Here is a 26,969-nt window from a genome sequence, read left to right on the forward strand (position 1 = left end):
TATTTAAACTTCTATGCCTGTAGGAGCGGCGGGGCGGATGGCCGCCCCGCCGCTCCTACAGGTTGCCGAGGACTTCGACCATGGCGCCGGTGAGCTGGCCCAGGTCTTGCTCGGAAATCACATAGGGCGGCATGGCGTAGACCAGTTTGCCGAAGGGGCGCAGCCAGACGCCGCGCGCTATCAGCGACTCCTGCAGCCGCATCATATGCACCGGCTCGCGCATCTCGACCACGCCTATGGCGCCGAGGGCGCGCACATCGGCGACGGCGCTTGAATCCCGCAGCGGCGCCAGGTCATTTCGCAGCTGTCTTGCGATACTGGCGACGCGCTGCTGCCAGGGGCTGTTCAGCAAAAGGTCGATACTGGCGTTGGCCACGGCGCAGGCGAGAGGATTGCCCATAAAGGTCGGGCCGTGCATGAAAACGCCTGCCTCGCCGCGGCAGATGCCCTCGGCCACTCTGTCGGTACACAGGGTCGCGGCCAGGGTCATGGTACCGCCGGTCAGGGCCTTGCCGAGGGTCAGGATATCCGGGCTGATGCCGGCGTGCCCACAGGCGAACAGTTTCCCGCTGCGGCCGAAGCCGGTGGCGATTTCGTCGGCGATCAAAAGTAGATCGTGTTCATCGCAGAGTTCGCGCACCCGCTTCAGATACTGCGGCGAATAGAAACGCATACCGCCGGCGCCCTGCACGATCGGCTCCAGGATCACCGCCGCCAGCTGTTCGCGATTTTCCTCGATCAACTGCCGCAACTCGGCGATATCTTCATCACCGCAGGGCTCGTCAAATTTCGGCCGCGGCGCCGGGGCGAAGAAGTGCCGGGTCAGGTGGCTGGCGAACAGGTGGTGCATGCCGGTGACCGGGTCGCAGGTGGCCATGGCGCCAAAAGTGTCGCCGTGGTAGCCGTTGCGCAATGCCAGCAGTTTGTTTTTCTCGGGGCGGCCCTGGGACTGCCAGTACTGCAGTGCCATCTTGATCGCCACTTCCACCGATACCGAGCCGGAGTCGGCGAGGAAGATGCGCGTGAGTGGCTCGGGGGTAATCTCCACCAGTTTCCTGCACAGCTCGATCGCCGGCCCGTGGGTGAGGCCGCCGAACATTACGTGGGACATCTTCTCCATCTGCGCCTGCAGGGCGCTGTTCAGTTCCGGCACGTTGTAGCCGTGCAGCGCGCACCACCAGGAAGACATGCCGTCGATCAGGCCGCGGCCGTCTTCCAGGTAGATGCGCACTCCGTCCGCGCGTTCTATCGGATAGACCGGTGGCGGATTGATCAGGGAAGAGTAGGGGTGCCAGATATGGGCGCGGTCGAAATCCAGATCCATAAATCTTTTCTTGGGTCAGACAGAAATTTGTTTTTCTGTAGGAGCGGCCCATGGCCGCGATCGGATTCCAGAGAATTCGGATAGATCGATCGCGGCCATGGGCAGCTCCTACAAGGGAGATTCAATTTTCGTGTTATGCGAGTTCCCGCAGCACCTTCAACGGCGGCTGGCTGACCGAACTGCGGCAGGCCAGGGTGCCGGCAGTGCCGACCAGCAGCGCGCCCATCAACGGGCCCAGCAGCCACAGCAGCGGGTGGAAGACGAACGGCAGTTCGAAGACCCGCTGCGACAGCACCGCCAGCGTCGCCTCGGCACCGATCGCGGCCAGCAGGCCGGCGGCAGTGCCCAGCAGGCCGAACTCCAGCAGCAGGCTCTGCAGCAGCAGCAGGCGGCGGCCGCCCAGTGTGCGGATAATCGCCGCCTCCTGCAATCGCTCGGCGATACTGGCGCGCACGCCGGCCACCAGTACCAGTACGCCGGCTACCAGCATCAGTGCCATCACCGACTCTATGGCCAGGGAGACCTGGTCGATGGTGTCGCGGATGCGCTGGATAATCTTGTCCAGCTCTATCACGCTGACGCTGGGGAAGTTGCGCACCAGGTCATTGACCAGCAACTTCTGTTCCGGCGGCAGGTAGAAGCTGGTGATATAGGTCGCCGGGAAATCCTCCAGGGTGCCGGGGGCGAACAGCATGAAGAAATTCGGCCTCATGCTGTTCCAGTCCAGAGAGCGGAAGCTGGCCACCGGGGCTTCGACTTCCAGGCCGCCGATGGAGAAGCGCAGCATATCGCCGAGGGACAGGTTCAGGCGCGCGGCCAGTTCCACTTCCACGCTCACCCCTTCATCCGTCTTGTCCCACCACTCGCCCTCGAGGATGCGGTTGTCCGGCGCCAGGTTCTCGGTCCAGCTGAGGTTCAGCTCCCGGTGCAGGGCGCCGACCCGTTCGTGGCTCACCGTTTTTTCGTGCTCGCTGGCCGGGACGCCGTTGATCGCGACCAGGCGGCCGCGCACCATCGGGTAGATCTCGGTGCTGGCGACGCCGTTGTCGGACAGTATCCGGCCCAGCCCATTTACCTCGTGGGGGGCGATATTCATCAGGAAGTGGTTGGGCGCCTTGTCCGGCAGCTGCATGCGCCACTCGTCGATCAGCGCAGTGCGCGCGAACACCAGTGCCAACATGGCCAGCAGGCCGGTGCCGAAGGCGGCGATCAGCAATGTGTTGAAGGCGGCGCGCCGCTGCAGGCTGCCGAGGGCGATACGCCAGGCGCCGCCGATGGATGCCAGCCTGCCGCGCACCAACAGCCGGTTGACCAGGGCGGCGCCGCTGACTAAAAGCACCAGTCCGAAAAACAGCGCCGCGGTGATCGCCAGGCTGCCGGACAGCCACCAGATCAGCAGCAGCATGCTGGCCGGGCCCAGCACCAGGCCCAGCCACTCGCGCCTGTCCGGGTTGCTCCAGTCGCGCCTCAGTGTCTGCATCGGGTCCGTGCGCGCCAGGCGGACGATCGGCGCCACGGCGAAGCCCAGGGCGCAGGCGAAACCGGTGGCCAGGCCGGCGATCAAGGGCGACCAGTGGCTGGGCGGCGGCTGCGCCGGGAAGAAGTCGGCCATCAGGTTCACCGCCTGGGACTGGATCAGGCTGCCGAGCAGCAGGCCGGCGGCGGTGGCGATCAGGGCCAGGGCCGCCAGCTGCCCCAGGTAAATCGACAGCACTTGGCCGCGCCCGGCGCCGAGGCTCTTCATCACCGCCACATAGGCGGTGTGGCGCAGGCCGTAGCGGCGTGCGGCCAGGCCGACGGCGACGCTGGCGAGCAGCACCGCCAGGCTGCCGGCCAGGAACAGGAAGCTCTCGGCGCGCTCCAGGGCCCGGGCCACCCGCGGCTGGCCCTCGCGCAGGTCGATCACCCGCTGGTGTTCGGTCAGCCGTGGCTTCAGCCACTCGAAATACTGGTTCAGGGCCTCGTCGTCGCCGGCGAAGAGGTAGCGGTAGCGCACCCGGCTGCCGGGCTGGATGACCCCGGCGGCGGGCAGGTCGGAAAGGCTCACCAGCACCCGCGCGCCCATATCGAAGAAGCTGGTGCCGCGGTCCGGTTCCCGCTCCAGCAGGCCGGTGATCTTCAGGCTGGTGTCGCCAAGCTGCAGCGATTCGCCCAGCTGCCGCTGAAGCAGCGGCAACAGGCGCGGCTCCACCCAGGTCTCGCCGGGGGCCGGGCCCTGCCGCACAATCCGGCGGGGGCCTTCCCCGACCTCGCGGATTTCCAGTTCGCCGAGCAGCGGATAGCCAGCGCCTACAGCCTTGACCGCGGCGAACTGGAACTGGTCGCCGGCGGCCACCATGGAGGCGAACTGCACCACCTCCGCCTGCTGCAGGCCGCGATCGCGCGCCTCCTGCAGCCAGGCCGGGTCCACCGGGCGGCTGCTGCGCAGCACCCGCTCGGCGGCGAGGAAGGTCAGCGACTGCTGTTCCATCGCGCGGGCCAGGCGGTCGGTGAAGTGGGCTATGGCGGTGACGCAGGTCACCGCCAGTACCAGGGCGGTGGCGATCAGGGCCAGCTCGCCGCCGCGCCAGTCCCTGAATAGCAGTTTCAGCGGCAGCATCAGGCGGATACCTCGGTGAGGGCGCTGTCGGAATCACCGGCCTGAATCTCGCCGGCGGCCATGCGCAGGTGGGCGCCGCAGCGCTGGGCCAGGCGCTGTTCGTGGGTGACCAGCACCAGGGTGGTGTTGGACTCGGCATTGAGTTTGAACAGCAGGTCTATAACCTTGTCGCCGTTGCCGGCGTCGAGGCTGCCGGTGGGCTCGTCGGCGAAGAGTATGCCGTTGTCGCCGCTGAAGCTGGCGAATGCCCGCGCTATGGCGACCCGCTGCTGCTCGCCGCCGGACAGCTGGCGCGGGTAGTGGTGCAGCCGGTGCCCGAGGCCGACGCGGGCGAGGAAGTCGCCGGCGCGTTTGGCGGCGCCGCGCTCGCCGCGCAGTTCGCTGGGCAGCATGACGTTTTCCCGCGCGGTGAGGCCGGGCAGCAGCTGGAAGGTCTGGAACACGAAGCCGACGCAGCGGGCGCGCAGTGCCGCGCGCTGCTCTTCGTCCAGCGCGGTGATTTCCTCGCCGGCGAGCCAGATGCGGCCGGCGCTGGGTTTGTCAAGACCGGCCAGCAGGCCGAGCAGGGTGGACTTGCCGGAACCGGAGGCGCCGGTGATGGCCAGGCTCTCGCCGCGGGCGAGTTGCAGGGAGATATTGTTTAATAGGGTCAGCGGGCCCTCGCTGGTGGTGACCCGGTGGTGCAGGTTTTCGGCCCTGAGCATGGCGGACATTCGGTGTTCCTTCTGCTGCTGCGCTGTGATTTCGCTAGGAAGTGGAGAGTATGACATGACGACAGTTTTTTTCCGGCAGCTGTGCCTGCGTTTCGGCTTGTGTCTGCTGCTGTCTGTCCCTGTTGGGCAGGCGCGGGCCGCTGAAAGGCTGCTGGTACTGGGGGACAGCATCAGCGCTGCCTACGGTATCGACGAGGCCCAGGGGTGGGTGCAGTTGTTGCGCGATCGCCTGGCGCAGGGGGACGAGCCGATCGAGGTGATCAATGCCAGCATCAGCGGGGAGACGTCGTCCGGCGGCTTGGCGCGGCTGCCGCGGCTGCTCGCCGAGCACAGTCCGCGCTGGCTGATCGTGGAGCTGGGGGGCAACGACGGCCTGCGCGGCTATCCGCCCCAGGCGCTTGCCCGCAATCTGCAGCAGATGGTGCGGCTGGCGACGGAGGAGGGTGCCGAAGTGCTGCTGCTGGGCATGCGCATGCCGCCGAACTACGGCCGCGCCTACACCGAGGCCTTCGCAGCCGTTTACCCAAAGGTGGCCGAGGCGGAGCGGGTGCCGCTGGTGTCCTTCTTCCTGGAGCCGGTGGCGCTGTTGGAGGGCGCGATGCAGACCGACGGCATCCACCCCACCGCCGCAGTCCAGCCGGCGCTGCTCGATCATGCCTGGCCCTGCGTTCAGCTTCTGCTGGGGCAGAGCGTGGACGAACAGTCGTGTACTCCGTGATCGAAATGCGTACAATCGCGGCCCCAAATCGTGTCAAGGCACGGCTTTGATTTGTAGGGGCGAACCTTGTGTTCGCCCTGGATGCAGTCGCCACCCTCGGCCGGCGAACACAAGGTTCGCCCCTACAGGTGTGCTGCCGCAATTTGATTTAATGCAGAGAACCACCATGTCCGAACTGGAAAACCGCCGCGAGCGGCTGGAATTCAACAAGCTGCAGAAGCGCCTGCGCCGCAATGTGGGCCGCGCCATCGCCGACTTCAATATGATCGAGGAGGGCGACAGGATCATGGTGTGCCTGTCCGGCGGCAAGGATTCCTACGCGATGCTGGATATCCTGCTCAATCTGCAGAAGACGGCGCCGGTACACTTCGAGCTGGTGGCGGTGAATATGGACCAGAAGCAGCCGGGGTTTCCTGAGCATGTACTGCCGGAATACCTGCAGTCCCTCGGTGTTCCCTACCATATCGTGGAGAAGGACACCTATTCGGTGGTGAAGGAGGTAGTGCCGGAGGGCAAGACCACCTGCGGTCTTTGCTCGCGCCTGCGCCGCGGCACCCTGTACGGTTTCGCCGAGGAAATCGGTGCGACCAAGGTGGCGCTGGGGCACCACAAGGATGATATCGTCGAGACGCTATTCCTGAATATGTTCTACGGCGGGCGCTTGAAGGCGATGCCGCCGAAGCTGCGCGCGGACGACGGCCGCAATATCGTGATACGCCCGCTGGCCTACTGCCGCGAGGAGGATCTGGCGCGCTTCGCGGAGTACAAGGAATTTCCGATCATTCCGTGCAACCTGTGCGGCAGCCAGGAGAACCTGCAGCGCCAGGCGATCAAGCAGATGTTGCGGGAGTGGGACAGGAAGTTCCCGGGCCGCAGCGAGAATATCTTCGCCGCGCTGACCCGGGTGTCGCCGTCACAGCTGGCGGACCGGGACCTCTACGATTTCGAGAGCCTGGAGCTGGACCGCTCTAAACCGTCGTCTGCCGGGAGGGATGAGCACTCGATTCAGCGCCAGGTCCAGTCTTGGCTGCCCGATGGGGAGGCGGAGGAGCCGCCTCGGTATATCGAGGCGCTGAATCTGTAGGGTCGGCGGCACTGACCAGGCGCGCGTAGCTGCACTGGAAGTCCCGCGCCGAGGCCGAGGGCCCGTGGTGGAAGTGCTGGTGCCAGAGCCGTGCCATACCGCCCACATCGTTTTCCTTCACCCGCTCCACGCCCGCGGAGCGGTAGATCAGCCAGGCGATGGCGGTGGCGTAGCGCAGGTTGGTGGTCAGTTCGCTGTGGGGGTGATCGAGGAAATCCCGCTGGCTGGCCAAGCCGCGCACCTTGGAGGCCAGCGCCGGGTGGTCGATCAGGTAGTCGTCCCAGATCTCCCGGTGTGTGTGCGGCTGAATCTGGTAGATGCCGAGTCCGTGGCGCCGCCCCTGTTTGAGATGGAAGCCGAGCTGTGACTCCTGCGCGGCCGTGCCCAGTAGCAGATTTTCCATTCCCGCAGACCAGGCTCTCAGATGCTTGAGGGTCGGACGAATGACCAGAAGCCGCAGTTCGTCCAGACAGATACCCATAGTGTTGTCAGATTTTTCCGTGTGTTTCTCCAATATGTAGTTTGCGGATTGAGCCGGCGCCAGCGAATTAGTAGATTTACGCGCAATAAACACAAGATTTGGCTGCGATACCTATTCTGAAGTCAAATCTTGCACTAAAAATAACCAATTTTGGAGGCCCGGATTCCTGCCGCGCGGGCGTCCCGCCTCCTGAAAACCAAGGATTCCCTATGTCCGGACAATGGCTCGTCGCCCTCACCTTTGTCGCCTACCTGGCCCTGATCCTGGCCATCGGTGTCTACGCCTACCTGCGCACGAAGGACGCCAGTGATTATTTCCTCGGCGGCCGCTCCCTGCCGCCGGCGGTGGCGGCGCTCAGTGCCGGCGCCTCGGATATGAGTGGCTGGCTGCTGCTGGGCCTGCCCGGCGCCGCCTATATGGCCGGCCTGTCGTCGGTGTGGATCGCTATTGGTCTGTTCAGCGGCATCCTGGCCAGTTGGCTCACCATGGCGCGGCGGCTGCGTATCTACACCTACGAACTGGACGATGCCCTGACGGTGCCCGCCTACCTGCACCGGCGTTTCAATATGGGCCACCCCTACCTGCGCACCGTCTGCGCGATCTTTATCCTGCTGTTCTTTCTCTTCTATGTGGCCTCCGGCCTGATCGCCGGTGGCAAGCTGTTTGAGACGGTGTTCGGTTGGGATTACCGCTGGGCGGTGATCATCGGCGCCGTGGCGGTCATTTCCTATACCCTGTTCGGCGGCTTCCTGGCGGTGTCCTGGACTGATGTGTTCCAGGGGCTGCTGATGAGCCTGGCGCTGGTGATAGTGCCGGTCATCGTCATGCAGGACGTGGGCGGATTCGGTGCCAGCTGGGCCCGGCTGCACGAGAAGGTGCCGGAACTGATGCACTGGATGAGTGACAACACCGGCCAGGCGCTGGGCTGGGCGGCGATTCTCAGCTCCCTGGCCTGGGGCTTGGGCTATTTCGGCCAGCCGCATATCGTGGCGCGCTTCATGGCGCTGCGCAGCCCGGACGATGTGCCGGCGGCTGCCTCGGTAGCCGCCGTATGGTCGCTTTTCGGCTTCGCCGGCGCTCTCTCGGTGGGCCTGTTCGGACACCTGGAACTGCAGCAGACACTGCCCGATGGCGAGCGGGTATTTATGGCGCTGGTGGAGGCGCTCTTCCACCCGCTGGTCGCAGGCATACTGCTGGCGGCGATACTGTCGGCGATCATGAGTACCGCCGACTCCCAGCTACTGGTCAGTTCCGCGGCCCTGGCCGAGGATATCTACCACGTGTGGCTGGGGCGCGAGACCAGCCCGGAGGCGATGGTGAAGGTGGGCCGCTGGGCGGTGGTTGCGCTGTCGCTGGTCGCCGTCTGGGTGGCGATGGATCCGGAATCCAGGGTGTTGGACGTCGTGGCCTACGCCTGGGCGGGCCTGGGGGCGGCCTTCGGCCCGGCGACCCTGATCAGCCTTTTCTGGTCGCGTATGACCGGTGCCGGGGCCATCGCCGGTGTGGTGGTCGGCGGCCTGACCGTGGTGGTCTGGGGGCGGCTGTCCGGGGGTATCTTCGATATTTACGAGCTCCTGCCCGGGTTCCTTCTCTCCGCAGCTGCTATCGTGATAGTTAGCGCAGTGACAAAGTGTCCCGCGGCCGTGGCCTCGCGCCACCGCGGACTGCTGGGGTGATCCAGCGGGTTGCTGTCTGGACAGTGCCGGAGGCGGCGTGGATTGCGCCGCGGGCCCTGCCGACTGCTGCGCGACTGTTGTGAAGTGATAAGGAAGTCCATCCGCAACGATTATTCAAATAGCGGTTGGAGAAACTGAGTGATCGAAGTTCATCTCGGTGATATCACTCGATTACAAGTCGATGTAATCGTCAATGCCGCCAATCAGCACTTGATGGGCGGCGGCGGTGTGGATGGCGCCATTCACCGCGCGGCGGGGCCCAAATTGCTGGAGGCCTGCCGCGAGATTGGCGGCTGCCCGGTAGGAGAAGTGCGCGCCACACCGGCCTTCAACATTCCCGTCAAACGCATCTACCACACCGTCGGCCCCGTCTGGCGCGGCGGCAGCCTGGGCGAACCGGAGCTGCTGGCCGGCTGCTACCGCCAGTGCCTGGCCCTGGCGCGACGAGAGAGTATGCGCTCCATCGCCTTCCCGGCGATCAGCTGCGGCGTCTACGACTATCCGCCGGAACAGGCGGTGGAGATAGCGGTGGAGCAGGTGCAGCAGCATCTGGAGAAAGACTGCCAGCCCCAGCGCATCGTCTTCTGCTGCTTCGACGAGGCGATGGCGGAACTGTACCGGCAGCAGTTGGAGGCCTATGTGCGGCGGTAACCGGCGGTAGTGGCTTCGATCCGGCCCCGACGCCTAGTGCGTAGGTTGGGCTGAGTTCCGCGAAGCCCAACATCGGTGTCCCGTCCCTGGTGAGCGTTCTGGTCATTGATCGGGATCGCCCGGTCAATGATGATTGGTGTGGATAAAAATAACGAGGACTGAGCTATGCGCAGCGCCGAACAGTGGTTTGCCGAATACGGCCAGAGCCACCAGAACCCCACCAACAAGGCCATTCACTGGATAGCCGTGCCGGTGATCTACGCCACCGTTGTCGGCCTGCTGTGGGCGATTCCGCAACCGACGTTTATGGCCGAAATCCCCTGGCTGAACTGGGCGGTGGTGGCCCTGGTGCCGACGCTGCTGTTCTACCTGGCCATGTCCTTTCCGCTGGCGCTGGGTATGGCGGCCATCAGTGTGGTCTGCCTCTGGGGCTGGTCGGTGGTCGAGCGGTTGGGTATTACCGTGTGGCAGACGGCGCTGGCGCTGTTCGTGCTGATGTGGATCCTCCAGTTCGTCGGCCACCATATCGAGGGCAGGAAACCCTCTTTCTTCAAGGACCTGCAATTCCTGCTGATCGGCCCGGCCTGGGTGATCGGTTTTATCTATCGGAAGCTAGGCATCAAATACTGATCCTGCGTGCGATCACGACTGACTGTAGGAGCGGCCCATGGCCGCCCCGCCGTTCCTACAGCACAGGATTTGCATCGCGTATTGATCCTCACCGGTTGTAGTGCACCGGTACCTCCAGCGTCTCCTTCACCTGCTCCATCACCACATAGCTGGTGCACTCCAGCACCTCCGGCAGACTCAATAGCGTCTCCCCGTAGAATTTGCGGTAGGCGTTCATGTCCGCCACCCGCGCCTTGATCAGGTAGTCGAAATTGCCCGATACCAGGTAGCACTCCTGCACCTCCGGCAGCGCCGCCACGGCGTTGCGGAACTCCTCGAAAGCGTCCTGGGCCGAGCGGTTCAGGCGTATCTGCACGAAGACCACCAGTGCTGCGTCCAGGAACTCCGGGTTGATCAGCGCCGTGTAGCCCTGGATGACGCCGTCACTCTCCAGTCTCTTGACTCTTTCCACGCAGGGGGTCGCGGTCAGTCCCACCTGCCGCGCCAGTTCCGCGTAGCTGGTGCGGCCGTTTTTCTGCAGTACCCGCAGGATATTGCGGTCGATGGTGCTCAGTTCGCTGGCGCGTTTGCGCATGGGGGCTCTCCGGAGTGGTCGGTTTGTTCGAAAATTAGACGGATTTGCGCCTTAAATGGTGGATTCCACTGGTTATCTCAGAAATCTAGCATAAATCCACTTTCGGTGCGGCCCTATACTGGGTGAAATCACAGAGATAAGGTGATGCTGTCCCTGCGGATGGTCACCGATAAAGCGAGGAGCAGAAAAATGTTGATTGGTGTCCCGAAAGAGATCAAAAACCACGAGTACCGCATCGGCCTGACGCCGGCGAGTGTTCGCGAGCTCGTCAGCCATGGCCACGAAGTGGTCGTTCAGAAAGACGGCGGTGCCGCCATCGGTTTTACCGACGAAATGTATGTGGAAGCCGGTGCCAAGATCATCGATACGCCGGAGGAGATCTTCGCCACCGCCGACATGATCGTCAAGGTGAAGGAGCCGCAGCCCAACGAGTGCGAAATGCTGCGCCCCGGCCAGCTTCTGTACACCTACCTGCACCTGGCGCCCGATCCCAAGCAGACCGAGCTGCTGGTCAAGTCCGGCGCCACCTGTATCGCCTACGAAACCGTGACCGACCGCTTTGGCGGCCTGCCGCTGCTGGCGCCCATGTCTGAAGTGGCCGGCCGTATGTCCGTGCAGTGCGGCGCCCACCACCTGGAGAAAGCCCAGGGCGGCCTCGGCGTGCTGCTGGGCGGTGTGCCCGGTGTGGCCCCGGCCAAGGTGCTGATCATCGGCGGCGGTGTGGTTGGTACCAACGCGGCCAAGATGGCCCTGGGTATGGGTGCCGACGTCACCATCCTGGATAGGTCCCTGCCGCGCCTGCGCCAGTTGGACGATATCTTCGGCGGCGCCGTGCGCACCGAATACTCCACCAACGACGCCATCGAGAAGCACGCGCTGGAGGCCGACTTGGTCATCGGTGCGGTACTGATCCCGGGCGCCGCGGCGCCGAAGCTGCTGACCCGCGACATGATCAGCCGCATGAAGAAGGGCGCCGTGGTTGTGGACGTGGCCATCGACCAGGGCGGTTGCTTCGAGACCTCCAAGGCGACCACCCACACGGATCCGACCTATGTTGTCGACGGCGTGGTGCACTACTGCGTGGCCAACATGCCCGGCGGTGTTGCGCGCACGTCCACCATGGCCCTGAACAACGCCACCCTGCCGTTCGCGGTGGCTCTGGCCAACAAGGGTGCCAAGCAGGCGCTGCTGGACGACGCCAACCTGCTGGAAGGCCTGAATGTCCACGCGGGCATGGTGACTTACCAGGCGGTGGCCGATGTGTTGGGTTATGAATACGTCGACCCGAAACTGGCGCTGCAGAAATCCGCGGTAGCGGAAGGTGCTGCAGCCTGATGACGGACGGCCGCCAGGCGGCCGTCGTTTAGAGAAAGCATTCGGTAACGCGCTTGTCTACTCGAACAGTCTTTCTCCCCAGGGGTGCACACCTGCGCCCCACTCTGTGAGACCCGGTGGCGGGAGCCACCACTTTACGGCCGCGTTTTTACGCGGCTTTTTTATTGGTGGGCCCAATGTGGGAGCGGCGGGGTGGCCATCCGACGTTGGCCGCGATCGGTCTGTGAATTTTTCCCGACATCAATCGCGGTCAACGGCCGCTCCTACAAATGATTTTCAGCGCCCGGGGAAAAGCCTGCCCAGCAGCACCGGCAGGGCCGTTTCCACCCTTAAAATCCGCGGCCCCAGGTGCACCGCATCAAATCCCGCCTCCTGCAGCTTCTCAACTTCATAGGGAATAAACCCGCCCTCGGGCCCGACCGCCAGTGTCACTGGCCCGGCGATATCCACCGGGCAGGGCGATTCCGTCACCGGGTGCGCGACCAGCTTCAGTGATTCCGGGGCAATTTCCGGCAGCTCGTCTTCCACAAAAGGCTTGAAGCGCTTGCGCAGTTCTATCTGCGGCATCTGCGTGTCGACGGCCTGCTCCAGTCCCAGCAGGCACTGCTCGCGCAGCTTTTCTTCGTCGAGCCAGGGCGTCTGCCAGTAGGACTTTTCCACCCGGTAGGCGTTGATCAGGTAGAGTCTTTTAACCCCCAGCGCGGTGACATGCTGTATCACCCGCTTCAGCATTTTCGGCCGCGGCAGGGCGAGTACCAGGGTGAGGGGCAGGGGAGGGGGCGGCGGGCGCTGCAGTTCCACTTTCAGTTCGACGGAGTCGCTGTTTATGGACAGAACTTCGCCCGTACCGATATTGCTGTTCAGCAGGCCCACACGGAGAAGATCGCCGGGACTGGCCCTGTGCACCTGCTGTATATGCAGCTGCCGGCGTTCGCGAAGCTGTACGCGATCGGGTCCAGTGAAATCGCTCTCTTCCAGAATGATCAGATTCAAGATGTCGCACTCGCCGTCGTTGGGCTTCAGGCTTTGGCCGCGGCCACGGCGCCCTTGTCCAGTCCCTCGTAAGCGCGCACCTGGACCTCCGTGCCCGGCAACTCTGCGGCGATACTGTTTGCGATGTATTGGGCCAGCTGCTCCACCGTGGTATCGCAGTCCATCAGCTCGCATCGCCCGGCCGGAATGTCCAGGGAGAATTTCCCCTGCTGCGCAGAATAGGCGAAGCGCAGGGTCTGCTCGTCACTGCCTTCCAGCAGGTCCTCGCGGGTGCCCAGGTAGATGTCCTCCCAGCGCCGGGCCCACTTGCGTTCCCATTCCAGGCTGCGCTCGCCATCCAGGGTGATGCGGATTCTGGAGCGGTGCCCGTGGGCGATACGCTGGCAGTTGCCCTCGTGCTTCTTCAGGCCGTGGCTGTAGTGGTAGTAGGGATCGGCGATTTCCTCGCAGGTGAAATCCAGGCTCAGCCGTTCGATACTGGTGGGGAAGGCGGAGGCCAGCCGTCGCACGCTCCAGGCGGCGACGCTGCCAGCGCTGATCGCTTCTGTCTCCACCAGCGCGAAGGCCTCTTCCGGGCCGGATACGCGGATCTGCTCTCCGTCCCGCAGAGTCCAAGTGAGCGTAATTCGTTCGCCGTTTCTCTGTATTTGGAGGTGGGGCGACAGGGTAGGGACCAGCAGCCGGTGATCCAGCTGGTCGTCCAGCCAGTGGCGCAGTGTCTTCTTGACGATGCCGAAGTCGCACACCATGCCCTGGCTGTCCAGGGCGCCGTCGAGGGCAGCGTTCGCCAGCCAGGTTTCGCCCACCAGGCCGCGCCGGTGGTCCAGGTAGCTGAAATCTACGTTGGTGAGGTTGTCGACGAACAGGTGCATGGTAATTCTTTGGTGATTCGGGGTGGCCGGCCATTATACCTTTAACAGGGCTGGAACTCGCGCCTGCAAATCTCTATAATCGCGCCCCTCTTCGGCAATACCGAAGAACGTTGTGGCGGCCCTTCCGGTCCCCTCGCAATGAACAGCTGTGAACCCCGCCAGGCCCGGAAGGGAGCAACGGTAGCAGTGGTGTCATGTGCCGAGGGTGTTGCTGGTTGGGCTGCCTCCATTTCTCCCCTCCGTTTTCATTCTCACAGTTCCGCTTCCGCGATATTTCTCCAAAAACCTCCTCATTCGGGGAATTTTGTGCCGATATGCCACTGGCGTCGGTGTCCTCGTCCCTCCGGTTATCGCGCTTATGCTATAAACGGCGACAACTATGACCGTGTCCAATAACGATTAGAGGGAGCCATGAAGAAGATTGCCCTAGCCATTACCGCCGCCGTGGCGTTTGCCGGATGCGACGGCAGGCAGGCCGAGCAGAAGCCGAGCCAGCCGACAACGGCCGCCGAGGTCACCAGCACCGCCGAAACCAAGCAGCCGACCGCCGAGGATGCCAAGGCCTTCCTGCAGGAAGCCCAGTCGCGCCTGGAGGAGATGGCCGAGGAAGTGAGCCACGCCAGTTGGCTGGCCTCCACCTACATCAACGTGGACTCCCAGTACGTCGAGGCCCTGGCTTCCGAGCGCTATACCGCCCTGGCGGTGGAGCTGGCCACCGAGGCAGCCAGGTTCAACGACCTGGAGCTGGACCCGGATACCCGCCGCCAACTGACCATGCTCAAGCAGGGGCTGGTGTTCCCGGCGCCCAGGGATCCGGAGCTGACCGCCGAGTTGGCGCAGATAGGTTCCAAGATGCAGGGCATGTATGGCTCCGGCAAATACTGCCGCGAGGAGGAGGGTGAGGAGAAGTGCTACACCCTGACCGAGATGGGCCGCATCATGGCCGAGAGCCGCGATCCGGAACTGCTCAAGGAGCTGTGGGTGGGCTGGCGCAAGGTCTCGCCGCCGATGAAGCCGCTGTATGAGCGCCAGGTGGAGATAGGCAACGCCGGCGCCCGGGAGCTGGGTTACGACAACCTGAGCGTCTTCTGGCGCTCCAAGTACGATATGGAGCCGGACGCCTTCGCCGCGGACATGGATGCCCAGTGGAACAAGGTCAAGCCGCTCTATGAGGCGCTGCACTGCCATGTGCGCGCCAGGCTGAACGAGCACTACGGCGACGACGTGGTGCCGCCCCAGGGCAAGATTCCCGCGCACCTCCTCGGCAATATGTGGGCCCAGGAGTGGGGCAATGTCTACGACCTGGTCAAGGACGAGGACATGCAGGCCCCCTACGACCTGACCGAGCTGGTGGTCGAGTCCGGCATGAGCGAAAAGGACATGGTTGAGGTGGGCGAGAAGTTCTTCACCTCGCTCGGCTTCAAGCCGTTGCCGGAGACCTTCTGGGAGCGCTCCATGTTCACCCAGCCCCGCGACCGGGATGTGGTCTGCCACGCGAGCGCCTGGAACATGGACGGCCAGGACGATATCCGCATCAAGATGTGTATCCAGAAGACCGGTGAGGACTTCGTCACCATCCACCACGAGCTGGGCCACAACTTCTACCAGCGCATCTACAAGGACCAGCCGTTCCTGTACAAGGAGGGGGCCAACGACGGCTTCCACGAGGCGGTGGGCGATACCATCGCGCTGTCCATCACGCCCAAGTACCTGAAGGAAATCGGCCTGATGGACGAGGTGCCGGACGAGAGCAAGGATATCGGCTACCTGATGCAGCAGGCCCTGGACAAGATCGCCTTCCTGCCCTTCGGCCTGATGGTGGACAAGTGGCGCTGGCAGGTGTTCAACGGCGAGGTGCAGCCGGGCGATTACAACAAGGCCTGGTGGAAACTGCGCGAGGACTACCAGGGTATCCAGGCGCCGGTGGAGCGCACCGAGGCCAATTTCGACCCGGGTGCCAAGTACCATATCCCCGGCAACACGCCCTACGCGCGCTACTTCCTCGCCCGCATACAGCAGTTCCAGTTCCACCGCGCCCTCTGCGAGGCCGCCGGCGAGACGGGCCCGCTGCACCGCTGCTCCATCTACAAGAACGATGCAGCCGGCAAGAAGCTGCGCGATATGCTCGCCATGGGCGCCAGCAAGCCCTGGCCGGACGCGATGGAAGCCCTGACCGGCCAGCGCGAGCTGGATGCCTCGGCGATAATCGATTATTTCCAGCCGCTGATGGTGTATCTGGAAGAGCAGAACAAAGACCGGCAGTGTGGTTGGGCCGAGCCGGGCGCTTAGCGAGCGAAGCTCCCTGCCCGGCGACCGGCCATGGATGGCATCTGTGGGGCTCAATATCTGCACATGGATGTAGGAGCCTGCTTGCAGGCGAAAAAGGACGGGGCCCGATCCATTCGCCTGCAAGCAGGCTCCTACGGATACTTGCGGAATAACGAAAAGGCCGGGCAGTTTTTCCCGGCCTTTTTTATTTAACGGGAAGCCAACTGCACCGAATTCAGCAACTCCGCATACTGCCCGGTAATCACATCCATATTGCGCAACATCATGTCCGTGGTGCCGGTGATCACGTGGATCTGGCGCTCTTCGGAAATCTGCATCTCCCCGTCGAAGCCGCGGCTGGCATAGCTCAGGTACCCCTGGGTCTTGAGCAGGTTGCGGGTGATCTCCGGCGTGTTCAGCGGGCTCTGCAGCAGAAAGTCCAGCATATGCTCGAATTCCGCCAGGTCTTCATAGAGCCGTTTCGTGCCCTCTTCGCCGGCTACGCCCCAGAACTGCGCGACAAAATTCTTGGCGATGCGCTGGGAGAGCATGCGCTGGCGGCCGGAGACGTTGACCAGCTCCGCGCTGCTGTGGTCGGCGAGCTGTTGCAGGCGCATCACATAGGCGTGGGCGGCGGGCAGCAGGGTATTGCTGTGCGTGAACAGCGCTGCGGCGGTCCGCTTGCTGACAGGCTGGCGTGCCACTTCCGCAAAGGCCTGCCATTCGCGCTGCACTTTTTGCAGCTCGCCCCGTATTGGGGCCGCCTCTTCAAAGGCGACCAGCTGATCCAGGTTGTGGGCAAATTCCCGTAGACAGCGCTCGAACACCTGCCGGTGACGTTCCGCGTCCGGTTGTATGCCATGCAGGATATAGGCCTGTGTAATGCGCTGGGACAGCATGCGCTGGCGCCCGGCGATATTGATCGCATCGCCCATGCTGAAGGCGAGGGTGTCTGCACAGAATAGAAACAGGAAAAGTGCCAGGAAAACTCTCATTGTCTCCTTCCTTGAACAATCCAGAGGAAATTGGGTTAGGCGTAGGGTGCGCCGTGCGCACCGATTTGGTGTTGCCGCAATTTCGGACTGTGTCCGGTGTGCGGCCGCCATGGATGGCGGAAGTGCAGAAAATACAGGAGCAATTTTCTGTCGCGGGCACCCTACGGTTATAAATCGCTTGGGTCAGAACTGCGCCTGGGCGGTAATCCAGAGCTTGTCGGTATCCACGCTGAATTCATCAGCCGTATAGCTGCTGTACTTCAGGCTCAAATCGGCGAAGCCGAGTTTCCCGCCCAACACGAAGCCGTACTCGCTGCCGAGCTTGTCCATAGCGGAAACACCGGAGTCGTCGGAATTCAACTGGTGGTAGTTGAGTGAAATCTTGACCCCGGCCAGCGAGGTGCCTATCGATGCGTAAATATCTTCGATACCACCGGGGATACCGCCGGTGCCGCCGCCGAGGAACTGGTCGTTCCAGCCCTGGAATTTGTGCAGTGTCGCCAGCGGGGTAATGAACTGGCCGTCGGCGCCGTCCGAGCCCAGCAGTTCGTAGCCCGCCTTAACCGTCAGGGGACCAAACTTGTAGCCGCCCTCGGCGAGCAGATAATCTGCGTCGTAGCTGGCCGGGTTGTCGGCGGCGGCGGACTGGGTGGCGTATTCCAGCGCATAGTCGGTGGCACCGGTTTTGCCGGCAAAGCGCAGGCCGTAGGTGACGGTGGAAAAGGCCGGTAGCGTCTCATTGTCGATCAGGTAGGCATAGGCGGACAGGGCGCCGGCCTCGATGCCGCTGTACTTGGCGTTCAACAGGTAGGTATTGTTCTTGTGGTCGCCGAGGGGGCTGTTCTCGCCGAAGATGCGGTTGACGTTGCCGATATGGGCGAGGAACAGGGTGGTGTCGGCGAGGCTGTTGTCGGTGATGCTGAAGCCGTCGTAGGTCTGCTCGTTCTGGCGGAATCCGACACCGCCGACGAAGCGCTGGTTGTCCAGCAGTATGCGCTGGCGGCCGTATTTCAGGGTGGTGTCGCCGAACTTGTAGGCCAGCAGCGCCTGGTTGACCTCGGTGTCCTCCGGGTCCGCCACGCCGCCCTCAAAATCGGTCAGGTGGGTGACATCGTCCATTTCGATCAGCGCACTGAAGCCCTCGTAGACACCGGATTGGTAGGTCAGGCGGGTTTTCAGGCTGGTCAGGTCCACCGAATCGGCGCCGTCCACATCCACCTGTTCGCTGCGCGCGCGCAGGCCCAGGGTCACCTCGCCCTGGCCGAGGGCCTCACCGAGCGTTGCGGCAGAGGTCTCTGCGGATTCAGCCGTGTCGGCGGCGAAGGCGGGAGTGCCGGCAAGGGCGGCTATCGCCAGGGCCAGTAACCGCTGCTGCGGTGAGAGAGTTGCTTGTTTCATGGTTTATCCCCAAAAGGTCTGTAGGTTGTTAAATTTGTAGATAACTACGCATCCCTGTGGTACTAAGCCGGGGTCTGGGCGGCCCTGCTGTCGGTGGCCATTTGGGAAAAAGCCTCATCGGCAAATATTTCCCAAATGGCCCCCGACATCAGGGCCTTCGCATTGGAGCCCGGTATTCTTTCCAAGTCCCGGAGAGTAGTTACGTTATTACCGATTTCATGTGTGCCAAAATCGAACACGTTATTGTGAAAAATCAGGCCGCGTGCTGCTCCACGGGCTTTTCCTCGGGTATCTCCTCGTTTTTCTCGACGGATTTTGCAGGCAGTGATTCCCGCTTACCGTGCCTTTCGTGCAGGAACTTGAGCACCCTGGCCCGGTACTGGTTGTAGTGCGGGTCGCCGGCCAGCTCCAGTCGATTGCGCGGCCGCTCGAGGTAGATGTCGAGGATTTCACCGATGGTCGCCGCCGGGCCGTTGGTCATCATCACTATGCGGTCGGAGAGTAGCACCGCCTCGTCCACATCGTGGGTGATCATGATCACGGTGTTGTTCAGCTCCGCCTGGATTTCCATCAGCGAGTCCTGCATGTGGGCGCGGGTCAGTGCATCCAGTGCACCGAAGGGTTCGTCCATCAGCAGTACCTTCGGCTGCATGGCCAGGGCGCGGGCTATGCCCACTCGCTGCTTCATGCCGCCGGAAATTTCCGCGGGGCGCTTGTGCATCGCATGGCCCATATGGACCAGTTGCAGGTTGTGTTCAATCCACTCGCGTATTTCACCCCTGGTTTTCGTTTTGCCGAATACCTGCTTTACCGCCAGTTCCACGTTTTCGTAGGCGGTGAGCCAGGGCAGCAGCGAGTGGTTCTGGAATACCACCGCCCGCTCCGGGCCCGGCTCCGTGACCTCCCTGCCACTCAGTATCACGCCGCCGCGGGTGGCCCGGTAGAGGCCGGCGACCACATTCAGCACCGTGGATTTGCCGCAGCCGGAGTGGCCGATCAGCGAGACGAATTCGCCCTTTTTGATCTGCAGTTTCACATCGCGTAGCGCGGTAAATGATCCCTTGGGAGTCGGGAACTCCATATCGATATGGCTGATATCCAGTAATACGCTCATGGCTGTCTCCTGTATTCGCTCATGGCCGTCTCCAGTTGTTAGTGGGTCACGCTGTTCCTGTCCCAGGAAACCAGCTTCTGCAGTTGCAGCATCGCGCGGTCGAGCAGGAAGCCGATCAGGCCGATCACCAGGACCGCGGCCATGATGCGGGCCAGGGAGTCGGAGCTGCCGTTCTGGAATTCATCCCAGACGAATTTACCCAGCCCCGGGTTCTGCGCCAGCATTTCCGCGGCGATCAGCACCATCCAGGCCACGCCCAGGGACAGGCGCATGCCGGTGAAAATCATCGGCACAGAGGCGGGCAGAATGATCTTGTGCACATGCCTGAGTGCCGACAGTCGCAGTACCTTGCTGACATTGACCAGGTCGCCGTCGATGCCGGCCACGCCGACGGCGGTGTTGATGATCATCGGCCACAGGCAGCAGAGGGTGACGGTGAACATTGAATTGAGGAACGACTTGGCCACCAGCGGATCCGTCGATGTATAGAGGGCGCTCACCACCATGGTGACCAGCGGCAGCCAGGCCAGCGGCGATACCGGCTTGAAGATCTGCACCACCGGATTGATGGCGCTGTTGAGTGTGCGGGAGAGGCCGGTGGCGATGCCCAGGGGAATGGCGATAACCGCGGCCAGCAGGAAGCCGCTCATCACGGTGATCAGGCTGGTGAGTATCTGGTCGATAAAGGTTTCCTTGCCGGTGTAGTCGCGGATCTTCGGCTGGTAGCCGGGGTCCTCCGCCACACGCCTGGCATTGCGTTCCCGCTGGCGCTCGTAGAAGGCCACCTCCTTTTCCCGCGAACGCCGATGCTCCTGATAGAGGGCGTCGAACTGCTCCCACACGGCGGCAGGGCCGGGAAACTTGCCCAGGGAGGTGTCGATATTCTGTGCGGTGACAGACCACAGCATCAGGAATACCAGGATGCCGGCAAGCGGGACGGCCAGGGTCTTGATGGCACTGCCAAACAGCTTGCCGTCGAACAGCGACAGCTTCCAGGCGACCGGCTTGCATTCAGTCAGGGTGGTCGATGTCATGGTCCTCACCTCACGTTTCTGTTCAATTCAAATGGTCGGGATCAGTAACTACTCACCCCTGCGAGTACTGAACCGGGGCATGGGCGGCCCTGCTGCCGGTGGCCGTCCGGGAAAAAGCCTCGTCGGCAAACATTTCCCGGACGGCCCCCGACATCAGGGCCTTCGCATCACGTTTACCGTTCTGTTCGGCCTCCGATGGGTGAGTAGTTACCGGATCGTTAGAGCTGCTGTCCGGACTTGAGGCCGATCGGAAACTTGTCGATATAATCGTTGGGCTTGTGGCCGTTGTAGACGATGCCGTCGATAAAATGGGTCTGCGGTTCGCGGAAGCCGTCTTCGCTGTCGAAGTCCGGGAACTGGTCGGCGCTGGCCAGCTTGTCCTTGATCAGGGATTTTGCCGCGGCCGCGTAGATATCCGGGCGGTACACCTTAGACGCCAGTTCCTTGTACCAGTCGTCGCTCCTGTCTTCGGGTATCTGTCCCCAGCGGCGCATCTGGGTCAGGTACCAGATGGCGTCCGAGTAGTAGGGGTAGGTGGCGTGGTAGCGGAAGAAGACGTTGAAGTCCGGCACTGCGCGCTTGTCGCCTTTCTCGTACTCGAAGGTGCCGGTCATGCTGTTGGCGATCACCTCGTAGTCGGCGCCCACGTAGTTGGACCGGGAGAGTATTTTCACCGCTTCCGGGCGGTTGGCATTGTCGTTCTCGTCCAGCCACATGGCGGCGCGGATCAGGGCGCGGGTGATGCGGACGGTGGTATTGGGATACTTCTCCGCGAAGGCTTTGGTGATACCGAAGACTTTTTCCGGGTTGTCTTTCCAGATCTCGTAGTCGGTCACCACCGGTACGCCGATACCCTTGAACACTGCCTGCTGGTTCCAGGGTTCGCCCACACAGTAGCCGTAGATGGTGCCGGCCTCGAGGGTGGCGGGCATCTGCGGCGGCGGCGTTACCGAGAGCAGGGCTTCCGCGTCTATCTGCCCGGAAATATCCCCCTTGTGCGGCGCGTAGTAGCCGGGATGTATGCCGCCGGCGGCCAGCCAGTAGCGCAGCTCGTAGTTGTGGGTGGACACGGGGAACACCATGCCCATATTGAACGGCTTGCCGTCCGCCCTGTATTTCTCCACCACCGGCTTGAGCGCATCCGCCTTGATCGGGTGCACCGGCAGGCCGTTTTCCATCTTGGGAATATTCGGCTTCATCTGTTCCCAGATCTCGTTGGAGACGGTGATGCCGTTGCCGTTCAGGTCCATGGAGAAAGGCGTGATGATATCCGCCCGGGTGCCGAAGCCCATGGTGGCGGCGATGGGCTGGCCAGCCAGCATATGGGCGCCGTCGAGGCGGCCGTCGATCACGCCGTCCAGCAGCACCTTCCAGTTGGCCTGCGCCTCTATGGTGACGTAGAGGCCCTCGTCTTCAAAAAATCCCTTCTCGTAGGCGATGGCGATCGGGGCCATATCGGTGAGCTTGATAAAGCCGAAGGTCAGCTCTTCCTTTTCCGGATAGCCCAGTTCCGCCGATATCGCCTGTGTCGAATGCAGTCCCACGATGCCGGCCAGTCCCAGCATCAGCGCCGCGCGCCTGAAAACCCGTATCCATTTCATGTGAAAGCCTCCCCAGTTGATGGCCTGTAAAAATTGCGCACACAAAAAAGGCGCTCTTCGACCGTCTGCCTGGGACAGGAGTCGATGAGCGCCTCTGCTCATTACCAGCCGGATGGATCGACTGGCCCTAATTTTTGTCGTCAAGGGCGGCGGGAAACTTCTGCAGTCACCGATTCACTGTCTTTGTTGTTGGTCCGGTTGACTGATATGCGCCTTGCAATTTCTGCATTGCATGGAGTGTGCCAATTTCTCCGGGTGGATTTTTTGGGGGAGCGGGAGGGGGCCCTTTTCAGCGAGGTGCTCAATAGCAGGCGTCGGCTAAGCCAATGTATTTATTGGGGTTTTGGTGGTGTCTCATGAGCGCTTGGGTTCGCGCCTGGCCAGAGTCACAGACCGGCGGGAATCGCGAGCGCCTGTTTTCTTGAAACGCAGGTGGGACACCAGGGAGGGGGATCTTTTAGTGCAGGTTCAACTGCCGGGCGGTTTTTTGGTGCGGGAGTCGAGTCATCGTTTCGCTATCCGGGCTCTATTGTGGTGCAGCTGTCCCGGCCCAGGGCGCGGAAACAGAAAGGGCCGGACATCACTGTCCGGCCCTTCGGCTGGGATGGCTATGCCGATCAGAAGGTATAGTTCAGGGACACACCGGCCAGCCAGGCTTCGATATTGGTGGTTCCGCCATCGAAATAGGTGGGAACGGGGATAGGGGTGAATTCCTGGATTTTTTCGTCGTCGCCCCAGAGGTAGGCGAAGCCGCCGTCGATGGTCAGGTGCTCGTCAAACTTGTAGGTGCCGCCGAAAGTCACCCAGTTGCGATCGGTATCCGGAATGGACAGGGTGCGCCAGGTGATCGGCAGTCCGAGTGCGTTGGCGGTCGCATCAGTCGTGTTGAGTCCATCGCGCGCTGCGCCCTCGTCGTAGGCGTAGCCGATGCGCCAGGTGACCTCTTCGCAGGGGTAGTATTCACCGGCGATGCTGTAGCGCCAGCCGCTCTCGAAGTTCTCTTCCTTGAACAGCAGCGGGTCGAAGGGTGCTCCACCTTCCGGGACGAAGGCCTCGAGGCGCACGAAGTCGTCCCAGTCAGTCCACAGGGCGCCCAGGGCCAGGCCCCAGTTCTCGTTGAAGCGGTGATACAGGCCCAACTCGACGGTATCCGGCAGATCCAGGGTCACGTTGCCTTCGGCGTTGCGGAAAGGCGGCAATGTCGGGATCAACGCCGTGGGCAGTATGTCGGAATTGACATCGCCTTCCAACTCGGGATCCAGCTCCGCGTGGTAGGAGATGCCGAAGCGGGTGCGGTCGGTAATATTCCACAGGGCGCCGATGCTCCAGCTCACGTCCCAGTCATCTGCGTCGTCGTAATCCAGAATCGAGGTGTTGGAAAGTGACGGGTCCAGCGGGAAGTTGGACGGGATCTTGGTTTTCAGGGTGGCGTCGGCATAAAGGAAGTTGACGGCGAGGCCGATGCTGAACTGGTCGTTGAAGTCGTAGGCCACCGAGGGAGCGATATTGACGGTCAGCAGCTCAGTCTTGTCGGCGATGGAGGTCACCAGCCAGTCGCTGTCGAAGTCGGTTTCCAGGCCATAGTTGGTGTACATGGCCAGGCCGAAGGACCAGCAGTCGTCGATGGGCACCGCCAGGTAGGCGTTGGGCACCCATGCGGAGGTGGCGTAGTCGTTGGCCTCCTGGTTTGGGAAGGTGGCAATGGGCTGGCCGGTAATGGGACTGAAGTAGGTGACGTCGCCCGCCGCGTCGATTTCCGGATTGACGTAGGTCACGCCGCCGGAAATGCTGATGCTGTTGAACAGTGCGGAACCGGCCGGGTTGCGCGCCAGTATGGCGGCGTTGTCGCCGATGGTGTTCTCCGCCGCAAAGGCGCGGCCGAGGCCGGAGGTACTGGTTTCGTTCAGGAAGAAGCCGGCGGCCATCGCGCCGCTGGACGCGGTGCTGATTGCGGCAGCCAGGAGGGCGCGACGCAGAATTGTCTTTTTCATGAGATCCCACTCTATATTGCTGTTAACGGAAAGCCACAAACAGGATTGGACAAAAACTGATGCATGGCGGAAAGACTTTTTCAAAAGCCTTTGGTTATCGCAATTAATTCCCTGCCGGCAAGTCTAGCAGCGCCAAACTTGTCCAACAGTGGAAACGGGCGACTTTATAAAGACAAAAAGCCGAAAAATCTATCGTATGTCGCGATTTTTTTGCACTCGGGCCATCCATGGCCCTCGCCCTGCGGGCAGCCTTCGGCTGTGCAAAGCAGCTATCCTGCCGTTTTGCCGGCTTTTAGAGTGGAACAAGAATTTTATTGGCTTGCTGTGATGCTTTTTCCGTCGATGGATAATTTGGTCAAGGAGATCTGGTAGGTTTTGCCATCCTCTTCTTCCTGCATCAGCTTTACCAGTGCGTAGTTCCACTGTGGCGCAAACCAGATTGTGGTCTCCCGCTCGGAATCTCCATCCCGAACCCGCTGCACCTTGACTGTCTCTATGAGCCCCAACGGCGTCTGCAGCTTTTCCGTGCCGGCAACGGCGAACTTGTATTCGCGGATTTTCCTGCCGTCAGCCACCTGGTATTTCAGGTCCTCCTTTCCGGCGGCCACATCCAGAGCCAATTGCAGTTGATAGCTGATTTTGTCATGGATGTTCGCGGGGACGTTTTCCAGGGTGCGCTCGGCGTTGGACAGGTTGATCACGCGCCGCTCGGTCGGTTCGAAGTTGAGGACCGTGTGCCTGTCCCGGCCCAGCCCGGTCTTGTGGTATTCGTAATGTTGCGGGACGAGGCGGCTGTTGTCGCTGCCGAAGCGGGAGTACTCGCGAATATCGGCGAACAGGGAATCGGCGCTGAAATCCAGCCGCCAGTTGTCGTCCCTGCCCGAAAGTTCGCGCTTGGCGGTGACGCCAATGCCGTTAAAGCTGGCCGAGTAGGTGGCGGAAAAGGGTTCGAGTTCAGCGGCCAGAGCCTGGCCGGAAAGGAAGAGAAGGGAAAGAGCCCAACAGAAAAGGGGGTGAGAAAAAAAAGAGTTGAAGTGCAAGGGCACAGTGACCTCCCGATGTCCGAGTCCTACGGCACATATTCAGGCCCGTTACCCATACCGGGCCTGAACGGTGACAGTCAATGAGACTTGGCCAGCTGGCAAAAGTGCAGTTTTCTCAGCCAGCCAGTCTCTTGCCACTGCGCGGCAGCAGTTCGCCGTCCAGCTCCGAGTGGTCCTCCACCATGCGCAGCCGCCCCTGGGCGAACCAGGTTACCGCCAGCGGATAGATGACATGCTCCTGTACCTGTACCCGCTTTGCAAGCAGCTCCGGGGTGTCCCCGGCCTCTACCGGCACCACCGCCTGGACTATGGCGGGGCCGCCGTCCAGCTCCTCGGTGACGAAGTGCACCGTGGCGCCGTGCTCGCTGTCGCCGGCCTCCAGCGCGCGCTGGTGGGTGTGCAGGCCCTGGTATTTGGGCAACAGGGAAGGGTGGATATTCAGCAAACGGCCGCTGTAATGGCGCACGAACTCCGGTGTCAGTATGCGCATAAAGCCCGCCAGCACCACCAGGTCCGGGCCGTGGCGGTCTATCTCCCCGATCAGCGCGCGATCGAAGCTGTCCCGGTCCGGGTAGTCCCGGTGGTCGACCACGGAAGAGGGGATGCCCGCTTCGGCGGCGCGGGTCAGGCCGTAGGCCTCGGGCTTGTTGCTGATCACCGCGCAGACGGAAAAGTCGGTGTCGCCGCCGGCGGCCGCATCGATCAGTGCCTGCAGGTTGGTGCCGCTGCCGGAGATCAGCACGGCCACCTTGCACTTGTTTTGTGACATCAGAGACCCGCCAACTCCACCGCGTCACTGCCCTCGGCGGCGGGCTCGATGCTGCCAATCACGAAGGCGTTCTCCCCCAGCTGGCGCAGGGTTTCCAGTGCGCCCGCGGCGGCATCGGCGGGTACGCAGACCACCATGCCCACGCCGCAGTTGAAGGTGCGATACATCTCGCGGCGGTCGATGTTGCCGGCCTCGCGCAGCCAGCGGAATACCGGCGGCATCTCCCAGCTGTTCACGTCGATGCGGGCGCAGGTGCCCTCCGGCAGTACCCGCGGCAGGTTCTCCAGCAGGCCGCCGCCGGTGATATGGCTGAGGGCGTTCACCCGGGTGTTCTTCATAAGCTGCAGCAGGTTCTTGACGTAGATGCGTGTCGGCGCCATCAGGGCCTGGGCCAGGGTGACTTCACCCATATTCTGTTGCAGGTCGGCACCGCTGATCTCCAGCACCTTGCGGATCAGGGAGTAGCCGTTGGAGTGGGGGCCGCTGGCGCCCAGGCCGATCAGCACGTCGCCGGTCTCGACCTTGCTGCCGTCGATGATTTCGGATTTCTCCACCACGCCCACGCAGAAGCCGGCCAGATCGTAGTCATCGCCCTCGTACATGCCGGGCATTTCCGCGGTCTCGCCCCCCACCAGGGCGCAGCCGGCCTGTTCGCAGCCCAGGCCGATGCCGGATACCACTTCCGCGGCGATATCCACGTTCAGCTTGCCGGTGGCGTAGTAGTCGAGGAAGAACAGCGGCTCGGCGCCGGCCACCACCAGGTCGTTGACGCACATGGCCACCAGGTCGATACCGATGCTGTCGTGGATGCCCAGGTCCATGGCCAGGCGCAGCTTGGTGCCCACGCCATCGGTGCCGGATACCAGCACCGGCTCCTTGTAGCCGCTGGGCAGCTGGCACAGGGCGCCGAATCCGCCCAGTCCGCCCATCACTTCCGGGCGCGCAGTGCGCTTGGCGACATGCTTGATGCGCTCGACCAGGGCATTGCCCGCGTCGATATCGACACCGGCGTCTTTATAGGAAAGGGATTGCGGCTTGGAATCGCTCATGATTCATCCTGCGGTGGGTAGTCGAAGGGCGCGTATTCTAGTGGAAAACCGGCCCAT

At 62.5% G+C, this 26,969-nt stretch carries 23 protein-coding genes and 1 other RNA gene; 8 read left to right on the forward strand and 16 right to left on the reverse strand.

What is annotated here, in order from left to right; all coding sequences use genetic code 11:
- Positions 1–55: 55 nt before the first annotated feature.
- From bioA to AC6R19_RS17335, 3 genes are all read right to left on the reverse strand, one after another.
- A complete protein-coding gene (gene bioA, locus AC6R19_RS17325; protein WP_500581103.1) occupies positions 56–1,324 on the reverse strand; it encodes an adenosylmethionine--8-amino-7-oxononanoate transaminase in 1,269 nt (422 codons plus the stop codon).
- Between the two features lie 133 nt (positions 1,325–1,457).
- On the reverse strand, positions 1,458–3,923 hold the full coding sequence (locus AC6R19_RS17330; RefSeq protein ID WP_500581104.1) for an ABC transporter permease: 2,466 nt from the start codon (positions 3,921–3,923) through the stop codon (positions 1,458–1,460).
- Positions 3,923–4,636: an ABC transporter ATP-binding protein gene (locus AC6R19_RS17335; protein ID WP_500581105.1), complete on the reverse strand. Its 714-nt coding sequence runs from the start codon at positions 4,634–4,636 to the stop codon at positions 3,923–3,925. Before AC6R19_RS17335 ends, AC6R19_RS17330 begins: the two co-directional genes overlap by 1 nt.
- A gap of 55 nt (positions 4,637–4,691) precedes the next feature.
- Here AC6R19_RS17335 and AC6R19_RS17340 point away from each other — a divergent pair, with 55 nt between their 5' ends.
- Positions 4,692–5,354: an arylesterase gene (locus AC6R19_RS17340; protein ID WP_500581106.1), complete on the forward strand. Its 663-nt coding sequence runs from the start codon at positions 4,692–4,694 to the stop codon at positions 5,352–5,354.
- Positions 5,355–5,520: 166 nt separating this feature from the next.
- On the forward strand, positions 5,521–6,438 hold the full coding sequence (gene ttcA, locus AC6R19_RS17345) for a tRNA 2-thiocytidine(32) synthetase TtcA (protein WP_500581107.1): 918 nt from the start codon (positions 5,521–5,523) through the stop codon (positions 6,436–6,438).
- Here ttcA and AC6R19_RS17350 read toward each other — a convergent pair.
- Positions 6,323–6,841, reverse strand: coding sequence for a hypothetical protein (locus AC6R19_RS17350; protein ID WP_500581108.1), 519 nt, complete (start codon positions 6,839–6,841; stop codon positions 6,323–6,325). The genes ttcA and AC6R19_RS17350 overlap by 116 nt on opposite strands.
- 287 nt (positions 6,842–7,128) lie before the next feature.
- Between AC6R19_RS17350 and putP the strand changes: the two genes are divergently transcribed.
- From putP to AC6R19_RS17365, 3 genes are all read left to right on the forward strand, one after another.
- Positions 7,129–8,595, forward strand: a complete 1,467-nt coding sequence (gene putP, locus AC6R19_RS17355; RefSeq protein ID WP_500581109.1) for a sodium/proline symporter PutP — start codon at positions 7,129–7,131, stop codon at positions 8,593–8,595.
- A gap of 138 nt (positions 8,596–8,733) precedes the next feature.
- Positions 8,734–9,246, forward strand: coding sequence for an O-acetyl-ADP-ribose deacetylase (locus AC6R19_RS17360; protein WP_500581110.1), 513 nt, complete (start codon positions 8,734–8,736; stop codon positions 9,244–9,246).
- Positions 9,247–9,411: 165 nt separating this feature from the next.
- Positions 9,412–9,876, forward strand: a complete 465-nt coding sequence (locus tag AC6R19_RS17365; RefSeq protein ID WP_500581111.1) for an Mpo1 family 2-hydroxy fatty acid dioxygenase — start codon at positions 9,412–9,414, stop codon at positions 9,874–9,876.
- Between the two features lie 88 nt (positions 9,877–9,964).
- Here AC6R19_RS17365 and AC6R19_RS17370 read toward each other — a convergent pair whose 3' ends face one another.
- Positions 9,965–10,450, reverse strand: coding sequence for an Lrp/AsnC ligand binding domain-containing protein (locus AC6R19_RS17370; RefSeq protein ID WP_438631053.1), 486 nt, complete (start codon positions 10,448–10,450; stop codon positions 9,965–9,967).
- Positions 10,451–10,639: 189 nt separating this feature from the next.
- Here AC6R19_RS17370 and ald point away from each other — a divergent pair, with 189 nt between their 5' ends.
- On the forward strand, positions 10,640–11,785 hold the full coding sequence (gene ald / locus AC6R19_RS17375) for an alanine dehydrogenase (protein WP_500581112.1): 1,146 nt from the start codon (positions 10,640–10,642) through the stop codon (positions 11,783–11,785).
- Between the two features lie 276 nt (positions 11,786–12,061).
- Here ald and AC6R19_RS17380 read toward each other — a convergent pair whose 3' ends face one another.
- Together AC6R19_RS17380 and AC6R19_RS17385 are read right to left on the reverse strand one after the other, a co-directional pair.
- Positions 12,062–12,778, reverse strand: a complete 717-nt coding sequence (locus tag AC6R19_RS17380; RefSeq protein ID WP_500581113.1) for a 16S rRNA (uracil(1498)-N(3))-methyltransferase — start codon at positions 12,776–12,778, stop codon at positions 12,062–12,064.
- Between the two features lie 26 nt (positions 12,779–12,804).
- Entirely contained in the window at positions 12,805–13,650 is an 846-nt protein-coding gene (locus tag AC6R19_RS17385; protein ID WP_500581114.1) for a 6-carboxytetrahydropterin synthase, read from the reverse strand.
- Positions 13,651–13,772: 122 nt separating this feature from the next.
- Here AC6R19_RS17385 and ffs point away from each other — a divergent pair.
- Positions 13,773–13,870, forward strand: an RNA gene (gene ffs, locus AC6R19_RS17390) — signal recognition particle sRNA small type.
- 191 nt (positions 13,871–14,061) lie between these two features.
- Entirely contained in the window at positions 14,062–15,939 is a 1,878-nt protein-coding gene (locus AC6R19_RS17395; RefSeq protein ID WP_500581115.1) for a M2 family metallopeptidase, read from the forward strand.
- A 188-nt stretch (positions 15,940–16,127) separates the two neighbouring features.
- Here the strand turns inward: AC6R19_RS17395 and AC6R19_RS17400 are convergent, their stop codons facing one another.
- The 9 genes from AC6R19_RS17400 to purM all read right to left on the reverse strand — a co-directional run bounded on the left by AC6R19_RS17400 (position 16,128) and on the right by purM (position 26,912).
- Positions 16,128–16,913 carry a type IV pili methyl-accepting chemotaxis transducer N-terminal domain-containing protein gene (locus tag AC6R19_RS17400; protein WP_500581116.1) on the reverse strand — a complete coding sequence of 262 codons (786 nt, stop codon included), beginning with the start codon at positions 16,911–16,913 and terminating at the stop codon, positions 16,128–16,130.
- Positions 16,914–17,096: 183 nt separating this feature from the next.
- Complete coding sequence (locus tag AC6R19_RS17405) at positions 17,097–18,311, reverse strand: alginate export family protein (RefSeq protein ID WP_500581117.1); 1,215 nt, start codon at positions 18,309–18,311, stop codon at positions 17,097–17,099.
- Positions 18,312–18,564: 253 nt separating this feature from the next.
- The gene (locus AC6R19_RS17410; RefSeq protein WP_500581118.1) at positions 18,565–19,425 is read right to left on the reverse strand and encodes an ABC transporter ATP-binding protein; all 861 of its coding nucleotides are present in this window, start codon (positions 19,423–19,425) and stop codon (positions 18,565–18,567) included.
- 38 nt (positions 19,426–19,463) lie between these two features.
- Complete coding sequence (locus AC6R19_RS17415) at positions 19,464–20,459, reverse strand: ABC transporter permease (protein ID WP_500581119.1); 996 nt, start codon at positions 20,457–20,459, stop codon at positions 19,464–19,466.
- 218 nt (positions 20,460–20,677) lie between these two features.
- A complete protein-coding gene (locus tag AC6R19_RS17420) occupies positions 20,678–22,060 on the reverse strand; it encodes a CmpA/NrtA family ABC transporter substrate-binding protein (protein WP_500581120.1) in 1,383 nt (460 codons plus the stop codon).
- A gap of 617 nt (positions 22,061–22,677) precedes the next feature.
- On the reverse strand, positions 22,678–24,051 hold the full coding sequence (locus AC6R19_RS17425; protein WP_500581121.1) for an OmpP1/FadL family transporter: 1,374 nt from the start codon (positions 24,049–24,051) through the stop codon (positions 22,678–22,680).
- Positions 24,052–24,362: 311 nt separating this feature from the next.
- On the reverse strand, positions 24,363–25,097 hold the full coding sequence (locus tag AC6R19_RS17430) for a DUF3108 domain-containing protein (RefSeq protein WP_500581122.1): 735 nt from the start codon (positions 25,095–25,097) through the stop codon (positions 24,363–24,365).
- Positions 25,098–25,209: 112 nt separating this feature from the next.
- Positions 25,210–25,863, reverse strand: coding sequence for a phosphoribosylglycinamide formyltransferase (gene purN / locus AC6R19_RS17435; protein ID WP_500581123.1), 654 nt, complete (start codon positions 25,861–25,863; stop codon positions 25,210–25,212).
- The gene (purM, locus tag AC6R19_RS17440) at positions 25,863–26,912 is read right to left on the reverse strand and encodes a phosphoribosylformylglycinamidine cyclo-ligase (protein WP_500581124.1); all 1,050 of its coding nucleotides are present in this window, start codon (positions 26,910–26,912) and stop codon (positions 25,863–25,865) included. The genes purN and purM overlap by 1 nt, the downstream gene beginning before the upstream one ends.
- Positions 26,913–26,969: the final 57 nt, after the last annotated feature.

The organism is Microbulbifer sp. SE14, from assembly GCF_059834885.1.